Origin of the sequence: Plebeiibacterium marinum, from assembly GCF_026013615.1 — a bacterium.
Lineage (GTDB): Bacteria > Bacteroidota > Bacteroidia > Bacteroidales > Marinilabiliaceae > Saccharicrinis > Saccharicrinis marinus_A.
In genome coordinates this window covers 1-17,952 of record NZ_JAPDPI010000032.1, presented here as the reverse complement: position 1 = coordinate 17,952, position 17,952 = coordinate 1, and the positions used below count along the sequence as shown (strand labels likewise).

18 protein-coding genes are annotated in these 17,952 nt (G+C 36.7%); 6 read left to right on the top strand and 12 right to left on the bottom strand.

Annotation, left to right across the window (positions count from 1 at the left end; all coding sequences use genetic code 11):
* Positions 1-69: 69 nt before the first annotated feature.
* The 8 genes from OM074_RS14755 to OM074_RS14720 all read right to left on the bottom strand — a co-directional run bounded on the left by OM074_RS14755 (position 70) and on the right by OM074_RS14720 (position 6,519).
* Complete coding sequence (locus OM074_RS14755; RefSeq protein WP_301200781.1) at positions 70-768, bottom strand: HAD family hydrolase; 699 nt, start codon at positions 766-768, stop codon at positions 70-72.
* Positions 769-852: 84 nt separating this feature from the next.
* On the bottom strand, positions 853-1,092 hold the full coding sequence (locus OM074_RS14750; RefSeq protein ID WP_301200779.1) for a NifU family protein: 240 nt from the start codon (positions 1,090-1,092) through the stop codon (positions 853-855).
* A 2-nt stretch (positions 1,093-1,094) separates the two neighbouring features.
* A complete protein-coding gene (locus OM074_RS14745) occupies positions 1,095-2,204 on the bottom strand; it encodes an Mrp/NBP35 family ATP-binding protein (protein ID WP_301200777.1) in 1,110 nt (369 codons plus the stop codon).
* Positions 2,205-2,404: 200 nt separating this feature from the next.
* Positions 2,405-2,743: an MGMT family protein gene (locus OM074_RS14740; RefSeq protein ID WP_301200776.1), complete on the bottom strand. Its 339-nt coding sequence runs from the start codon at positions 2,741-2,743 to the stop codon at positions 2,405-2,407.
* 6 nt (positions 2,744-2,749) lie between these two features.
* Positions 2,750-3,514 carry a tRNA (guanosine(46)-N7)-methyltransferase TrmB gene (gene trmB / locus OM074_RS14735; protein ID WP_301200774.1) on the bottom strand — a complete coding sequence of 255 codons (765 nt, stop codon included), beginning with the start codon at positions 3,512-3,514 and terminating at the stop codon, positions 2,750-2,752.
* A gap of 67 nt (positions 3,515-3,581) precedes the next feature.
* Positions 3,582-4,040 (bottom strand): gliding motility lipoprotein GldH, encoded by a 459-nt coding sequence (locus OM074_RS14730; RefSeq protein WP_301200773.1) that lies wholly within the window; start codon positions 4,038-4,040, stop codon positions 3,582-3,584.
* Between the two features lies 1 nt (position 4,041).
* The gene (locus tag OM074_RS14725; RefSeq protein ID WP_301200771.1) at positions 4,042-5,184 is read right to left on the bottom strand and encodes a PSP1 domain-containing protein; all 1,143 of its coding nucleotides are present in this window, start codon (positions 5,182-5,184) and stop codon (positions 4,042-4,044) included.
* 192 nt (positions 5,185-5,376) lie between these two features.
* A complete protein-coding gene (locus tag OM074_RS14720) occupies positions 5,377-6,519 on the bottom strand; it encodes a DNA polymerase III subunit (RefSeq protein ID WP_301200769.1) in 1,143 nt (380 codons plus the stop codon).
* 364 nt (positions 6,520-6,883) lie between these two features.
* Here OM074_RS14720 and OM074_RS14715 point away from each other — a divergent pair, with 364 nt between their 5' ends.
* The 4 genes from OM074_RS14715 to OM074_RS14700 all read left to right on the top strand — a co-directional run bounded on the left by OM074_RS14715 (position 6,884) and on the right by OM074_RS14700 (position 10,414).
* A complete protein-coding gene (locus tag OM074_RS14715; protein WP_301200767.1) occupies positions 6,884-7,663 on the top strand; it encodes a radical SAM protein in 780 nt (259 codons plus the stop codon).
* 4 nt (positions 7,664-7,667) lie between these two features.
* On the top strand, positions 7,668-8,681 hold the full coding sequence (locus tag OM074_RS14710) for a glycosyltransferase (RefSeq protein WP_301200765.1): 1,014 nt from the start codon (positions 7,668-7,670) through the stop codon (positions 8,679-8,681).
* A gap of 196 nt (positions 8,682-8,877) precedes the next feature.
* A complete protein-coding gene (locus tag OM074_RS14705; protein WP_301200763.1) occupies positions 8,878-9,354 on the top strand; it encodes a hypothetical protein in 477 nt (158 codons plus the stop codon).
* Positions 9,355-9,511: 157 nt separating this feature from the next.
* Entirely contained in the window at positions 9,512-10,414 is a 903-nt protein-coding gene (locus tag OM074_RS14700) for a CPBP family intramembrane glutamic endopeptidase (RefSeq protein WP_301200761.1), read from the top strand.
* Here the strand turns inward: OM074_RS14700 and OM074_RS14695 are convergent.
* Positions 10,401-11,102, bottom strand: a complete 702-nt coding sequence (locus OM074_RS14695) for a hypothetical protein (RefSeq protein WP_301200759.1) — start codon at positions 11,100-11,102, stop codon at positions 10,401-10,403. The two genes, OM074_RS14700 and OM074_RS14695, sit on opposite strands and share 14 nt — an antisense overlap.
* 344 nt (positions 11,103-11,446) lie before the next feature.
* Here OM074_RS14695 and OM074_RS14690 point away from each other — a divergent pair, with 344 nt between their 5' ends.
* Positions 11,447-13,312: a glycoside hydrolase family 2 protein gene (locus OM074_RS14690; protein WP_301200757.1), complete on the top strand. Its 1,866-nt coding sequence runs from the start codon at positions 11,447-11,449 to the stop codon at positions 13,310-13,312.
* A 173-nt stretch (positions 13,313-13,485) separates the two neighbouring features.
* Here OM074_RS14690 and OM074_RS14685 read toward each other — a convergent pair whose 3' ends face one another.
* Genes OM074_RS14685 through OM074_RS14675 form a run of 3 tightly spaced genes read right to left on the bottom strand, consistent with a single transcriptional unit; the run spans position 13,486 to position 16,915 of the window.
* The gene (locus OM074_RS14685) at positions 13,486-14,241 is read right to left on the bottom strand and encodes a succinate dehydrogenase/fumarate reductase iron-sulfur subunit (protein ID WP_301200755.1); all 756 of its coding nucleotides are present in this window, start codon (positions 14,239-14,241) and stop codon (positions 13,486-13,488) included.
* Positions 14,242-14,283: 42 nt separating this feature from the next.
* The gene (locus tag OM074_RS14680; protein ID WP_301200753.1) at positions 14,284-16,221 is read right to left on the bottom strand and encodes a fumarate reductase/succinate dehydrogenase flavoprotein subunit; all 1,938 of its coding nucleotides are present in this window, start codon (positions 16,219-16,221) and stop codon (positions 14,284-14,286) included.
* 19 nt (positions 16,222-16,240) lie between these two features.
* Positions 16,241-16,915 carry a succinate dehydrogenase cytochrome b subunit gene (locus tag OM074_RS14675; protein ID WP_301200751.1) on the bottom strand — a complete coding sequence of 225 codons (675 nt, stop codon included), beginning with the start codon at positions 16,913-16,915 and terminating at the stop codon, positions 16,241-16,243.
* A gap of 422 nt (positions 16,916-17,337) precedes the next feature.
* Between OM074_RS14675 and frr the strand changes: the two genes are divergently transcribed.
* Positions 17,338-17,901 carry a ribosome recycling factor gene (frr, locus tag OM074_RS14670; RefSeq protein WP_301200749.1) on the top strand — a complete coding sequence of 188 codons (564 nt, stop codon included), beginning with the start codon at positions 17,338-17,340 and terminating at the stop codon, positions 17,899-17,901.
* Positions 17,902-17,952: the final 51 nt, after the last annotated feature.

The following is a 17,952-nucleotide window of genomic DNA, read 5'->3' as shown; positions in this document are numbered from 1 at the left end:
ACCAAACTTGCTGATTAATTCAAAAATCACAATAGGGTAATATTCAACACATTACCCATTTTATTGAATTTAGACATCCAGAATTTTATGAATTTCAGCAATCTTTTCAATCTCCCAATAATGGTGTATCTGATCAACATTGTCTACATGTTCATGAATCCATGTAGTATGAAAAGGCACATGTACTGCGTATGCTCCAATACCCAAAACCGGCATAACATCAGACTTTAAAGAATTGCCGACCATTAAAAAATCTTTAGGATCCACATCAAGATGCCCGAGCAGTTTCCTGTAATTATCTTCATTCTTTTCACTTACAATTTCAATATGATGAAAATACTTTTCAAGTCCTGATTTCTGTAGTTTCCTTTGCTGATCCAAAAGATCACCTTTGGTAACAACAATAAGCCTGTACCCTGCATTTACAAGTGAAATAAGAACTTCCTCCACCCCATCTAACAGAACAACCGGTTTACAAAGCAACTCTTTACCCAAGTCAATAAGTTTATTTACTACAGATTGAGGCAATTCTCCATCAGACACTTTTAAACCAGTTTCAATAAGGGAAAGTATAAAGCCTTTAATACCATAGCCATAATACTCAATATTGCCAATCTCGGTATCTAATAATGACCGAACCAACTCCTCCTCACTTCCATACTCTTTTAGCAACTCACAAAAACAGCGCTCTGCTTCCCTGAAATAAGGTTCGTTCTCCCACAATGTATCATCAGCATCAAAGCCAATCCATTTAAACTTCTTTTCCATCAAACAAAACTAGTAATTAGCTCAAAAAAAATAAGCCACGGTCATAAAAACCATGGCTCATCATCTAAAAAATTCGTTAAATATTTACCCCTGAACTGTTTCCACAGCTTTAACTTCGGGCAACATTTTTTTCACAACCTGTTCAACTCCAAATTTCATTGTTTGATAACTCATTGGACAACCATTACAAGCCCCCATTAATTTCACCCTAACAATAAAATCATCCGTAACCTCAACCAATGAAATATCACCGCCATCAGCCTTTAAATAAGGTCTGACTGCTTCTAAAGCTTCCTCAACTTTTTCGTATTTCAGTTTATCCATAATTAACGAGTTTTTATCTCAACCACCTTTGTTGGTGGCAGGTCTGAATTTCTCTTATCTATGATTTCAACAATTTTGCCGGCAACTTCCATAAAAGCTTTACCTGTCAGTGTATTCTCATTAGTTGCAGATGGTGCCCCGGAATCTCCTCCTTCACGTATACTCTGTACAATAGGGATCTGCCCCAACAAACTAACACCCAATTCTTCTGCCAACTTCTTACCACCATCTTTCCCAAAAATATAATACTTGTTATCCGGCAACTCTGCAGGAGTGAACCAAGCCATATTTTCAACCAATCCTAAAATCGGCACATTAATATTTTTACTATTAAACATGCTGACCCCCTTAATAGCATCTGCAAGAGCTACATCCTGAGGCGTAGTAACAATTACAGCTCCGGTAATGGCCAATGTTTGCACCATTGTCAGATGAATATCACTGGTTCCCGGAGGAAGGTCTATTAACAAGTAATCCAGCTCACCCCAATTTCCCTCGGTAATTAACTGCTTAATGGCATTCGTTGCCATTGCCCCCCTCCAGATAGTGGCATCTTTGGGGTCTACGAAATAGCCTATGGAAAGCATCTTGATACCATATTTTTCAACTGGTATGATTTTATCCTTTCCGTCTACTTTTTCCAAAACCGGCCGGGCATCTTCAGTCTTAAACATCTTTGGTATAGAAGGGCCAAAAATATCGGCATCTAGCAAACCAACCCTATAACCTTCTTTAGCCAAAGCCACCGCTAAGTTTGAAGTAACAGTTGATTTACCCACCCCTCCTTTTCCGGATGCTACCGCAATAATATTTTTTACATCTTTTAAGGGCTGTTCCGGAGCTACACTGGGTTTGTTTTTAACCTTTACATAGATGTTACCCTTAATGTCGGCATCTTCTCCTACATAGGTCAAAACAGCCTGCACACATGCTTTTTTAATGGATGGAATCATAGGATCATTTGCCCTGTCAAACAACAAGCTAAAACTAATCCTCTTACCATCAATCCTGATATCATCCTCAACCATTTCCAATGAAACAATATCTTTCCCTTTTCCCGGATGACGCACATGCTTTAACGCATCTAAAACCAACTGCGGATAAAAACTCATATCTTAATTATTTTAATTCTATACTAAACCCTTAACATTGTATGTTAAAATTATTCAACCCACGCCTTATCTTTATTTGAATTGAATTTAAATAATTGCAAATATATAACATATCTTTCACTCATGAGCATATTCTCAATATGTTTTTTTGTGCAATTATATAAAGCTTTACGAAAACACGAGATCTTTGCTCCCGATTATTAATCCAACTCAGGATTCAGCAACTCAGGATCCCAAAAAACATCTTTAAAGTCAACAACCCGATCATCTTTCACCTTTACCCCTTCACTAAGAAGCATCTCTGCCATAGTATTATTTCCTGGAAAAGCTGCCTTGCCGGTAAGCAAACCATTTCTGTTAACCACCCGATGCGCAGGAATGTAATCAATATTCATTTTACAATTGTTCAGCGCCCAACCAACCATCCTGCTCGACCTGGCAGCACCAAGGTATCTGGCAATGGCGCCATATGATGTAACCCTTCCGTAAGGAATTTGTTTTACGACCAGGTAAACTTGTTGAAAAAAATCCTGATCCATATCAAATTACTTTCCCATTTTTCTGTTTTCCGGCATTTTTGAACCCCGGTTATAACTCCGGTAATCATCGTATTCTATCTCAATTTCAGGCTCCACCAATTCTTTACTCTTGGGTACTACAAACTTTATATACTTAATCGGGATACCTTGCTCATAAAACTGTCCTTCGTAAAAAGTTTTTATGCTAAGTATCTTATCTACAAGATCACTGTTGTACAAATCAGAAGTATTGATCTCGCAAGGGAGATTGTTTTCTTTTACCACAGCATCGGTATATGTATATAAAAAGTTACTATCTGTTTTTAAATGTATAATCCCTTCCGGATTTAGTATCTCTTTATAAAACTCAAGAAAGCGGGTTGAGGTTAAACGTTTTCTTGTTTTTTTCATTTGCGGATCAGGAAAAGTGATCCATATTTCATCTACCTCATCTACATCAAAAAACGATGTAATCAATTCAATCTTAGCTCTAATAAAAGCTACATTGTTTAACTCCTTTTTTAAGGCCTGAGTAGCCCCTGTGTAAATCCTGGCTCCTTTTATATCCATCCCAATAAAATTTTTATCAGGATATAACTCTCCGAGTCCTACAGTATACTCTCCCTTTCCACAGCCTAGTTCAAGCACTAAAGGATTATCATTTTTAAAAAATTCCCTTTTCCACTTCCCTTTCATATGAAAATCTTCCCTGTCAGGCTCATCAAATTTTACCTGGAAAACATGCGGATAGGTCTCTAATTTTGCAAACTTGTATAACTTATTCTTTCCCACCTTAATTCAATATAAAAATCACAGCTCATACCTTTTTTTTTCTGAAGGCACAAAGCTGGAGACTCAACTATTTTGTTTCTATAATTTGTACCCCAATCGATTTTACCCCAGTCAGCACAGTATCCCGCATACCCTGAACCAAATAATATTTATATAGCCCCTCTTCTGGAAAACGGACATTTAATTTATAGGGATGCAAACTTTTATATGTATCCCTGGTCTTATCTCCAAACCACTTGCCTTCATGATTAGCGAGTATACATTCCAATGTGTCGCGCTGAACATTTCCTGAAGGAGACACCGCATCTACAAACAGCCATAGATTACTATAACTGTATTGATCAACGTTTGATACTTGTATCAACAAATGGCATGACTCATCTAACTTGGTAATGTTACTATTAAAAACAGCTACAGTATCTTTATGCCAACCTGTTTCCGGAATAGCGACTTCATGATCATACCATTTTGCAGGACCGCATGAACATACCAACACAACAGAAAGCACTAACAACAAAAGTCTCATGCTACTTTTTGTTTTTTGGGTTTTGATTCTGGTTTCTGTTATTGGGCTTTCTTCTTCGCTTGTTCCGGTTTCTATTACCACTTTTCTTTGGCTCATCAAAACGCGAAATACTATCTTCGCCTACCACATTTTGGTAATCGAGCTGCTTGGTCCTGCTTACCTGAGCAACATTCCTGTCATCAACCAACCCGGAAACCTTCTTACCCCTCTTATTCAAACGAATAATTTCTTTTACCCTGTCCACTGGGACCTCGGTAATATTAGCTGGTATATTTTTATCGCTGGAGTAACTCATTACCCCTTTAAAAATATCTGTTTTAAAGTGATAAAAAGTACCATCCTGCGTTTCCAAAGCAATTTCTGTCGATGGAAAATCCTTTTGCGCGTCAATATAGGCATCCAACTCAAAGTTCAAACAACATTTTAGTTTTCCACACTGCCCGGCAAGTTTTTGAGGATTCAATGAAATTTCCTGATAGCGAGCTGCATTAGTAGTTACTGATACAAAGTTTGTTATCCAAGAGCTGCAACACAATTCCCTTCCGCAAGGACCAATCCCACCAATCCTACCGGCTTCCTGACGTGCCCCAATCTGACGCATTTCAATACGCACTTTAAAACGATCTGCGAGCACTTTGATCAACTGCCTGAAATCTACCCTTTCATCAGCTATATAATAGAATATTGCCTTAGTCCGGTCTCCCTGATACTCCACATCCCCAATCTTCATATTCAGATTCAGGTCTGCAGATATTTGCCTGCTCTCAATCATGGTTTGATGCTCAAGACCTTTTGCCTCTTCCCATTTTTCATAATCAACAGGCTTTGCATGACGGTAAACCCTTTTAAATTCGTAATCTGAAATATTAAAACGGTTCTTTTTCATTTGCATAACTGCAATTTCGCCTGTACATGAAACGGTTCCTATATCATGCCCCGGAGAAGCCTCCACTGCAACAACATCACCTTTTTTTAACCTTAAACCGTTTGTATTTTTATAGTAGCTTTTGCGGGTGTTTTTAAACTGTATTTCAACAACATCAGATACATTACAACTCTCAGGCACATCTGCCAACCAGTCATAAACATCTAATTTTCCACATCTGTCAACACAAGTACTGCACTTTGATTGTACTTCTTCCATGTATAAAATTTTAAAGGCGTAATGCCTGAGTATATATTATTTAGCAGCTATCCGAAAAAACTAATCTGAATCATCAGTATTATTCTAATCAAGCTGCTTACTTGTTCTTGCATTAATTTTCAGATACAAGTTTCTTCTTCCTGCTTAAAAATTAACTTGTTAAAAATAGTCAAGCTATTCAAACTTTCCAAACTAACTTTCAACTCCTGTTTTAATGGAGATAATCAATTTCAGGGCCAGGTCAAATAAAACAACTTTACTATTCCCATTTTGCCCAATATGCGAATCAGCAAGGGCAAAATCTTCTGCTATCATCAAAGCATTTTTATCGTTAATAAACGGCGAAAACTTTTTTGACCATTCATGCTGTTCCGAAGTCAGGTAAACAATATCAGGTTGCTTAAAGTTCATAATATAATTCTCCCGAATCATTTTAATCGCGTAGTTTAAAAAATTTCGCTGCTTTTCACGTGGCTGCTTACTCATATCCTCTACCCAAGCAAGCATATCTTTAACTTTTCTGGCATAGCTATGACGCATCATCTGCTTAAAACTTTCGAAAAAGAACTGATTATCCTCACTCATCTGAACCTGTTCAATCCCTTCTATTATACTGCCATTAGCCACCTTGGCTGCTCCTAAAGCTACTTCTTCCTGAACTCCATATTTATCTGCCAGGAAATGCGCTATTTCATTCTCTGCCAAAGCAGGAATTTTTAATTGTTGCGTACGTGACAAAATAGTGGAAATCATTTGATCCGGAGTATTGGAAACCAAAATAAAAACAGTATTTGGGTAAGGCTCTTCAAGTATTTTCAACAACTTATTAGCTGTTGCCTCATTCATTTTTTCCGGCATCCATACAATCATCACCTTAAACTTCCCTTCAAAAGTTTTAAGGCTTAGTTTACGGATAATCTCAGAACTCTCTGCTGTAAAAATCGCCCCTTGCTTATTCTCACCTTCTTTTCTGATTTTATTCAACCAGGATGTTAATGTGAAATAGGGATTTTCATTTACCAATTCCCTCCACTCGGAAATATAGGTGTCACTAACCGGATTTTTTTCTGATGTAGTTTTAATTACAGGAAAAACAAAGTGAAGATCGGGATGAACCAACTTGTTATATTTAATACACGAAGAACATACGCCACAAGAATCTCCCCCGGTTGGAGCAAGACAATTTATATATTGAGCAAACGCTATAGCTACAGCTAATTTTCCATTTCCTTCCGGCCCGGTAAATAGTAGTGAATGGCTTACCCTATTTTCGTGCACCATCCTAACCAGTCTGTTTTTTATATCTTGCTGACCTACAACCTGTTTAAACAACATGTATTTTCTGCATTAATTTACAATTTGCCAAAGATAACAAAATCACGGATAGTATTAAAAAGGTGACAATGATAACATCACTACCAGATGTTAGAAGAAATAGTTTAACCTGGTTTACCTAAATAAAAAAAGCATCTGTATAACGTTCATACAGATGCTTTCCAATCTTTAACCAAACCTAACCCTAAACTATGAGTTAATACAAAGATAATGATAATTTATAAAAATCCAATTATATTTTGATTTTTTTGAAGAAATATTTTAAAAAAAGTATTGCAATACGTAAAAACCTCCCAAATCATTTTATACTTAATACCACAAGCACTACTTTTGGATGATTTTTGAAAATTGATGATTACAAACAATGGGAACTTTTCTTTTTGAGGATATTATATTTGGCCCGGTAAAGAGCCGAAGGCTGGGCGTATCATTGGGCATAAACCTTTTACCCGTAAATAAAAAAATATGTACTTTCGACTGCATATATTGTGAATGTGGGTTCAACAACGAACATGCAGACATTAAAACACAGATGCCCTCAAAGACAGAAGTACTAACAAGACTGAAGGAAGTACTTGTTGAAATGAAACATAAAGAAAGCCCGTTGGATGTTATTACTTTTGCTGGAAACGGAGAGCCTACAATACATAAAGAATTTGAGGAAATAATAGATGGAACTATTGAATTAAGGAATCACTATTACCCTAAGGCTAGAATTGCAGTACTTTCAAACTCAACCTTAATTAATAAACCCAATGTATTTAGGGCACTGAATAAAATTGATGACAACATTCTGAAACTGGATTCTGGTTTAACCGATAGCATTGTTATGCTTGACCAACCGGTAGCACCATTCTCCCTTAACGACACAGTCAAAAACCTTAAGAAGTTTAAAGGAAATTTAATCATCCAGACGATGTTTGTTAAGGGAACTTACAAAGGAAATCCTATTGACAATACCACTGAAGAGGACATTACATCATGGGTAAAATTAATTAAAGAAATTGCCCCAAAACAGGTAATGATTTATACTATTGAACGAGACACCCCCATTGATGAGCTTGAAAAAGTTTCTCTGGCAAAATTAAAAGAAATAGCACTACGAATTGAAAATATAGGCATTACAACACAAGTGTCGGGATAAAACATTGAATGACCAATTAACATATCTGGTTTGTCCACTAAATTGGGGACTAGGCCATGCTTCACGCATGGTTCCCTTAATTAACACATTCTTAAATCAGGGTCACAAAGTTATTATTGCTGCCGATGGAAATGCTCTTACTTACACAGCAAAAGAATTTCCAAACCTGACACATATAAGACTTAAAGATGTAAACATTAAGTTTTCATCCAACAAAAACTCATTTAAACTGATTAAGCTAATACCTGCCATTATAATAAATGCTGTAGGAGAGCATTTCAGGCTAAAAAAAATCCTCGGCTCCCACCATATTGATATTATAGTATCTGACAACAGGTATGGACTTTGGAACAAAAAAACAAAATCAGTCTTTATCACCCATCAACTCATGATTAAACTCCCCGGGAAGTTTTCTTTATTTGAGTATGCCATACATAAAATCATCAATTCCATTGTCAACAAATACGATGAATGCTGGATTCCTGATTATCCCGATCCTGACAATAACTTAAGTGGCGATTTAAGCCATAAATACCCACAGCCCCAAAACTCAACTTTTATCTTCCCTCTCACCCGATTTTCAGAAATTAAAAAATTAATTGACACACCCAAATTTGATATTGTTGCCATACTATCAGGACCAGAACCTGCTCGATCCGAATTTGAAAGCACATTAATCTCGGCTCTTAAAAAAAGCACTCAAAAAACGCTTATCATCCAGGGAAAGATGGATTTTCAGTCGAAAGAGCAATTCAAAAATATTACGATTGTACCCGGTACAACTTCCCAACAAATTAAAAGCTATCTGGTTAATGCCCGTTTAATTATTTGCAGACCCGGCTATTCCACAATTATGGATCTGGACGCGATTAACAGACAAGCTCTGCTTATTCCTACACCAGGGCAAACGGAACAAGAATATTTATCGCAACACCATTCAACAAAGCACTTTCGCCTTAACCAAGACCAGATTTCTTTGTCTAAAATTGAACAGGTTATCGCTAAATCAAACCTATAATAATTGCGTTTCAAATTTAAAATCTACCCATACATTTCATTGTAACATTTTATCCATTCATTTCGTTATAATGGTAATTCGTCAATTTTTACAAACTATTTTGTTTGTACAAAGTACACAAGTAAAAAAAAGGGGACGCTTACAACAAAAGATCAGAGAGCAACCGTTGGGCGACGTGGAATTAAAAAAAGGAGAGATGATTTATTTTATTATTGCATTGGTTTCAGGATTGACACTTACGCTAGGCGTAGCGCATAAGCCAATTTTAAGATTAATTGCTGAAAAAAGAGCTATCCCAAAAATTGAGAAAATTCTTTTTGGCACACCAAACTTCAACAAAAGTGTGGTTCTTGAAACAATACATGAAGTTACCAGCAAAAGACTAAGTGACAACCTGGTGCTTGATTACTTTTACAAAATAAAAGGATTACAGGTTCTTGATATTAATAAGCCCATTAACTTTTGGCTTAAAATATATCTCACTTCCCCTACAAAGGTGAGGTTAAACTATTTTGAACAAGTGAAATTTTATGAAACCTTTTTAAATTATCCCAAGTTTAATACAAATCATAAAACCAATACACCACATGATCATACAAGCGAATCATATAGATTTGGCTCCAAAACAAGAACACAGCTAAACGAAAAGCTTATTGCACAAAAATTAGCCTAGAACATCTTAATAATAAATTCAGCCCCATGCGTAATTTTATCGTATGGGGCTTTTTAATATTGCCACATCTATGGCACCAAAGTGTGCAATTAATTTTTTTTGAGTTAAATTCGCCCTAACATAAAACCTCCACTTTTACTCAAATAAACAACATAAAATGCAGAACTTAAAAGCGCTCTCTTCTTTTCAACAACTCATATTATTATTTTTCCTCATCATATTATCATGGCTTATAACAAATATCATTGGATCACTAATTGGTATTATAATTTGGGACTATAAAACAATATCAGATTTCAACATAGCGTTAAAACATCCTGGATATTTAAAATATATTCAAACGATACAAAGTATAGGATTATTCATCCTTCCCCCAATAATTTTCACCAAACTATGTGGTTACAATACTCATCAATGGTTAAAAGTCATTTCGCCCAAACTCACTTTTTTTATATTATCAATAATTGCAGTGCTGGTTGCCCAACCATTTATAAGTTTTTCCGGAGTATTTAATGCTCAATTACACTTGCCTGATCCTATGGCAACCATTGAAAATTGGATGAGAGAAAAAGAAAATCAAGCATTACTGATAACCACAACCTTCTTAACTACCACACACTGGACCCAGATTATTTTAAACATTATCATTATTGCCATCATTCCTGCCGTAGGTGAAGAATTGCTATTCAGGGGAAGCATACAGAAACTACTTATTTCAATCACCCAAAACCATCACATTTCCATATTAATAACTGCTTTTTTGTTCAGCGCATTACACATGCAGTTTTTTGGATTTTTACCCCGTTTTTTTTTAGGTGCCATATTTGGTTATCTGTTTATATACGGAGGAAATTTATGGTTGCCGATAATTGCCCACTTCATAAATAATGCAAGTGCTTATATTTATTATATCTATGCAATAAAAAACGGATCGGATAATACAACACCCCTTGTTGCAAACAATGATTATCCTAACATAATTTTAGTCGGTTTTAGTATTGTTGGTATTTTGATGATTATCCTTTATTTTAAGAAACAAAATAAAGTTATTGCTCCATAGGCTTTTCATCTTTACGGTACATATAAATTACCCCATAATCAGAACAAGCACTTCGTTTGTCATCGCCTGGCAAATCACTATATGTTTCTTCAATTCCATTCCACACCTTCAAAATCAAATTATCCACTACATTCCGCATTTCAATGACCTTGTCGTGCATTTTTTGGGTGGTATTCTGAAGGTTCTTGTGGTTATTATAATATTCAATAAATTTTTCATACTTAACCCTGACCATTGCAATGGAAGGATTATATATACGGGTTCCCCCTTTCATCATCCGGGCCTCTTCGCCCTGGATAACTTTTTTCCCCCAATGCATCAACTGCTGCTCTGTACCTAACTCCGGCACAGCTTTATCATCAATGTCCAAGCCAAAATCTTCCCTAACCTCCGGCTTTATCTCTTTCCTGATTATTCCAAAGTTTAATACTTGAATAAAATGAGATACATAAATACGCGACTCTTTAAATTGATCGGATAACAACTTACCATATTTAGCTTGTCGTTCTTTACTAAAATTATATTGAGAAACTGCCTGTTCAAACTGAGGAAATACCGATTGGATATCGTGATATAACTGTTGGGGATATGCTAGATCATATGGGTATTTCAACCTCCCCTGATCCAAGGCTGATTTTAAAGCACGCAACCGAGCCTGATCTGTATTAGGTAGTCGTCTGTAGGGCATTAATATAAATTTAAGTATGAAGCATTCGCACCTAAATTAGAAAAAAATATAAATATCTACAAACCAATAGCATAACAATCATATATGATTATAAAACAATTCAAAAGTATCATTCAAAAACAAACTTTCTATCACGTTGAATTTCTGCTTATTACAAAATTACAAGTGTAAATAGATTCATGTAAAATTTTTAGTCCTTTTGACATAATCATACTAACACATCATTATGAACTGATTTTTTATACTAAATACACTTCCTTAATATTTTTAGATGAGTAAAAACACATATTATCTTTTAATATTAGTGTAGAAACAGAAATATTAAAAACCATAATTAAATTAAAATGATGAATGTGAAAAAGATGTGTGTTGTAATATTGGCTATTCTTCTTACTTCAGCCATAAACATAAGGGCTCAAATTCCTCGTTCTGAGCACCCCAGGCCTCAATTTGAGCGCAACGAATGGGCGAATTTAAATGGAGAGTGGACTTATACTTTTGACTTTAGTGAATCCGGACTGGAAAGAGGGCTATTTAATTCTGAAGGTTTTGACGCAAAAATCGTGGTCCCATTTTGCCCTGAAAGCAAATTATCGGGCGTTGGATACAAGGATTTTATTAACAATATCTGGTATCATAGGAAAATTGAAATTCCCGAAGGTTGGGATGGGAAAAATATCAAATTAAATTTTGGTGCTGTTTATTACACTGCAGAAGTTTATATAGATGGGAAATTTGTTTTACGCCACTTTGGAGGGTCAACTTCTTTCTCCGCTGATATCACATCTTTTGTAGAAGCAGGTAAAAAACATAACCTGGTTGTATATGCACATAGCGATCTAAGAAGCGCAAACCAGGGTGCCGGGAAACAAAACCTGCAGTGCAAATCATATGGATGCAACTATACCCGGACTACAGGAATTTGGCAAACAGTATGGCTCGAAGCTATTGATCAGAAAGGATTACAATCTGCCCAGGTGATTACCGATATTGACCAATCAAAAATTATTATACACCCGCGCTTTTATAGTGAATCGGGAAATAATTTAAACATTACCATACTTGAAAAAGGACGGAAAATTGGCAAAACTACAGTAAAAGCAAACAACTCATCAATTGCAATAATTCCGGTAAAAAAAGCAAAGCTATGGAGCCCGGAAAACCCTTTTCTTTATGATGTTGTATATGAAGTAACTGATGAAAAAGGCCAGGTTTTAGATAAAGTTCAATCGTACTTAGGAATGCGAAAAGTACATATTGAAGGCAATAAAATTTACTTAAACAACAAGCCTTTTTATCATAGATTAGTCCTTGACCAGGGATTTTATCCTGAAGGCATTTGGACTGCTCCGTCTGATGAGGATTTAATCGAGGATATTAAATTATCAATGGCAGCTGGATTTAATGGTGCTCGCCTGCATCAAAAAGTTTTTGAAGAAAGATTTTATTACCATGCTGACCGACTTGGGTACATAACCTGGGGAGAAGCAGCCAGCTGGGGTATGGATTGTAATTCTGAGATTACGGCCAGGAATTTTTTAAGTGAATGGGAAGATATTGTAGTCCGCGACCGCAACCACCCAAGTTTACTGGTATGGACACCTATGAACGAGGCCTGGTGGCCAGATCAGGTTCAATACCCTAGGTTTGTGACTGATTTATACGAGATGGCAAAAAATCTCGATCCCACCCGTCCGGTAAACACAGTTAGTGGAGGCGTTCATATTGTTACTGATATATATACGGTTCATGACTATGAACAAGATGGTAAACGATTAAAAAATATCCTATACAACGAAAAAGGAGAGTTTAAACAAACTCCAAACCATATCAACCATGGAAAAAACATGAACATAGGCTTTAATGGCTTAGCACATAGTCTTCAATTTGATTTTCCAAAATATACAGGTGGCCAACCTTATTTAATTGATGAATTTGGTGGAATTAAATGGACTGTTGATCAACAGAAAAACAAAGGAGGTTCATGGGGTTATGGCAATGCACCCAAAACCCTGGATGAGTTATACACCAGGCTAGAGTCTCAGGTTGATGCCATATTATCGTTAAAAGATCAGGTTTGGGGCTATTGCTATACCCAACTCACTGACGTAGAACAGGAGCAAAACGGTATATATTTTTATGATCGGACTACTAAATTTGATATGAATAAAATAAAAGCCATTTTCAGTAAAACTCCTGAAACCAAATAAACAACCAATTTTAAACCTGATTCCAAAGGCTGTCTGGATTTTACCCGGCAGCCTTTACTTTTTTTGTAATCTTATTTCCTTTAGCATAAATTAATAAAACTACGGAGGCTATAAATGAAAAAAGCGGCTACTCCCTAAAAGTAACCGCTTTTTTATATTGTCTTTAAGAATAATTAGTCAGCTAACTTTGCCTTTAAAAATTCTCTATTTAAGCGAGCGATATTAGAAATTGAAACTCCCTTAGGACATTCAACCTCACAAGCACCAGTATTGGTACAGTTACCAAAACCCAGCTCATCCATTTTCGCTACCATGTTTTTAGCTCTGCGTGCAGCCTCCACTTTACCTTGTGGCAACAATGCTAAGTGACTTACTTTTGCAGAAACGAATAACATAGCCGATCCATTTTTACAAGTAGCAACACATGCACCACAACCAATACATGAAGCCGCATCCATAGCCTCATCAGCATCTGGTTTTGGAATTGGAATAGCGTTAGCATCAGGCACTCCACCAGTACTTACTGAAGTATAACCTCCAGCTGCAATAATCTGATCAAAAGCGCTACGGTTTACAATTAAATCCTTGATAACTGGGAAACCTGCCGAACGCCAAGGCTCAATAGTAATGGTTTCACCATTTTTGAACTTACGCATGTGTAACTGACAAGTAGTTACATCATCATCTGGTCCATGAGGACGACCATTGATGTACAACGAACACATACCGCAAATACCTTCGCGACAATCGTGATCGAAAGCTACAGGCTCTTTGCCTTCTCCAATCAATTGCTCGTTTAGCACGTCCATCATTTCAAGGAACGAGCTATCAGTTGATATATTTTCTAAACTATATGTTTCAAAACGACCCTTGTCTTTTGCACCATTCTGGCGCCAAACTTTAAGCGTCAAATTTATTGTATTTTCCATTTTTCTCTGTTTAACTAATGAACATTAATTCGATCTGCCGGATTATTTATAGTTACGTTGAGCAACTTTAACAACCTCAAATGTTAGATCTTCTTTATGCATTACAGGTGCTTTATCTTCACCCTGGTACTCCCAACAAGCAGCGTAAGCAAATTTGTCATCCTGACGTTGTGCTTCACCTTCTTCTGTTTGGAACTCTTCACGGAAGTGACCACCACATGACTCTTCACGATTTAAAGCATCGCGTGCCATCAAATCACCTGTAGTAATAAAGTCAGCTAAACGAGATGCTTTTTCAAGCTCAACGTTCATACCTTCACTTGATCCTGGAATCTTAACATTAGTCCAGAACTCCTTCTTAATAGCAGCAATTTTTTCGATCGCTTCTTCAAGACCTTTCTTGTTACGAGCCATACCAACGAAATCCCACATTACTAAACCAAGCTCTTTGTGTAAGCTGTCTACAGAACGATTTCCTTTAATAGACATTAGTTTTTCGAATTTAGCTTTAGCTGCTTTTTCAGCCTCAACAAATTCTTTTTCGTCACCAGTCATACGAGGTGTACGAATATCATCAGCTAAATAATTTTGGATTGTATAAGGAAGTACAAAATAACCATCAGCCAATCCTTGCATCAATGCAGAAGCTCCTAAACGGTTAGCACCGTGATCAGAGAAGTTAGCTTCACCAGCAGCGAATAAACCAGGAACAGTAGTCTGTAATTCGTAATCAACCCAAATACCACCCATTGTATAGTGAATAGCCGGATAGATCATCATAGGTGTTTCGTATGGATTGTCGTCAACGATCTTCTCATACATTTGGAATAAGTTTCCATAACGGGCACGAATTGTATTTTCACCTAAACGCTCAATCGATGTTTTAAAGTCAAGGTATACAGCTAAACCAGTTGTTCCAACACCAAAACCTGCATCACAACGCTCCTTAGCAGCACGTGAAGCAACGTCACGAGGTACTAAGTTACCGAAAGCAGGGTATCTTCTTTCTAAGTAGTAATCTCTGTTATCCTCAGCAATATCAGTTGGCTTTAATTTTCCGGCACGGATAGCCTCAGCATCTTCTTTCTTTTTAGGTACCCAGATACGTCCATCGTTACGTAACGACTCCGACATCAAGGTTAATTTACTTTGGAACTCACCATGAACAGGAATACAAGTTGGGTGAATCTGAGCAAAACATGGGTTAGCAAAAGCAGCTCCCTTTTCGTAAGCTTTAATAGCTGCTGAACCGTTAGAACCCATAGCGTTTGTTGAAAGGAAGAAAGTGTTTCCGTAACCACCTGTAGCCATTACAACAGCATGACCAAAGTGACGGGAGAATTCTCCAGTTACCAAATCACGGGCAATCACACCTCGTGCTTTTCCATCAACGATAACATAATCAACAATCTCGGTACGGGTATGCATTTCAACAGTACCTGCATTTACCTGACGCATTAAAGCCTGGTAAGCACCAATTAATAACTGCTGACCTGTTTGTCCCTTAGCATAGAAAGTACGACTTACCTGTGCACCACCAAAAGAACGGTTATCTAACAAACCACCATATTCACGAGCAAAAGGCACACCTTGTGCCACACACTGGTCGATGATATCGTTACTTACAGAAGCCAAACGATAAACATTAGCCTCACGGGCACGGTAGTCACCACCTTTTACAGTATCATAAAACAAACGGTGTACAGAGTCACCATCGTTTGGATAGTTTTTTGCAGCGTTGATACCTCCCTGTGCAGCAATAGAGTGTGCACGACGAGGAGAATCCTGGATTGTAAAGTTTTTTACCTTAAAACCCATTTCACCAAGAGAAGCAGCAGCTGAAGCACCCGCTAATCCTGTACCAATCACAATAACATCAAGGTTTCTTTTATTTGCAGGGTTAACCAGTTTCTGACCTGCTTTGTAATTTTCCCATTTCTGAGCCAACGGCCCTTCAGGTATCTTTGAATCTAACTTCATTTCTTAATAAATTAAAGGATTAAGATAAAAACATTGTAATCGCAATCACACAAAATCCAAGGCTTACAACCCAGGCGAAAACAGTTCCGATTACAGTCCAACGCTTACGCCAAATACTATTGCTAGCACCTAACGTTTGGAATGCAGACCAAAATCCATGAGTAAGGTGAATCGCCAAACCTAAAGAACCAATAATGTAAAGAGCTACTTTTAATGGATTCTGTAGCGTTTCCTTCACTAAACCATAAGTGTCGTGCATTGTAACACCACCAATAGTAATTTCCTGAGCACCGTGCGTAATCTGAAGAGGCACCCAATAGTCAACTAAGTGAACAGCTAAAAAAGCAAATACTGTGATACCCAAAACAAACATGTTTTTAGATGCCCACATTACTTCTTTGGTTTTGTTACCAGAAGCATACTTGCTATTTCCACGTGCTTTGTTGTTTTGTGCTGTCAAAATCGCTCCATAAGCAATATGCACAATAAAACCTAATGCCAATACGGGCTGAAGACCAAACTTAATCACCGGCAATGCCATAAAATTAGCTGCCACATTAAAGGCTTCCCCGTTATCCGGCACCAATAACAATAAATTAATGGAAAGATGGACTATCAAAAAGATAATCAAGAAAAGTCCTGACAAACTCATCAAGAGCTTTCTTCCAATCGATGAACAAAAAAGATTACTCATAAAGTTAAAATATTAAATCTCTAATTATATTTTTTCAAAAATTTGAGTTGCAAAGGTAGTGTGTTAGCTGTGTAATTCAATGAGAATAAAGAAAAAAATCTTTATTTAAAATCCGTCTAAGAATCACCAACTACCAATCTGTTTCACTGATATTTACAAAACCATTTTACATGCCACTTTCATATCTTAAAACACACTTCTGTCAATTATAAAAATAAAGCTGATTGTTTTAAAACATGTTTTAACATTTAATAACTATTTTACAAAGGCCAAAATTAGTTAGAAAAATACACTCCGAAAGTAGAATGCATTTTTTATGGTGTCCTATATTCCTTTTTAATTAGAGCAAAGTTTTATACTTTTGTTTGAGTTTATGTTTTTTAAACTACAGTTTTAGTTAAACGGCGTTGAAATTCACAGTTATGACAGAAGAAATAGATATTTTAATGGAAATGGCCACAGAGAGAATGGATAAAACCATTACTCACCTGGAACATGAATTAATCAAAATCAGGGCAGGAAAGGCCAGCCCGGGAATGTTAGAAGGCGTTATGGTTGATTATTATGGATCCATGACCCCTCTTCAACAAGTAGCTAACGTTAACACTCCCGATCCAAGAACAATTGCTATACAACCTTGGGAAAAGACCATGATTGAACCGATAGAGAAAGCAATTATGGCTGCAAACCTCGGATTTAATCCTGAGAATAACGGAGAGATTGTTCGAATCAACGTTCCCCCGTTAACAGAAGAACGTCGTAAGGACTTAGTAAAACAAGCTAAGAAGGAAGCTGAAGATGCCCGCATTAGTATCAGAACCATCCGAAGAGAATGCAACGATGAACTAAAAAAGATGAAAAAAGACGGACTGGGTGAAGATCTTGAAAAAGATGCCGAAGCAGAAGTTCAAAAATTAACCGATCAATACTCAAAGGTAATTGACGAGCACCTTTCCAAAAAGGAAAAAGATATTCTTACTATCTAAGAACATATTAAATAACCACAAAAAAGAGGAAGTAACAGCTTCCTCTTTTTT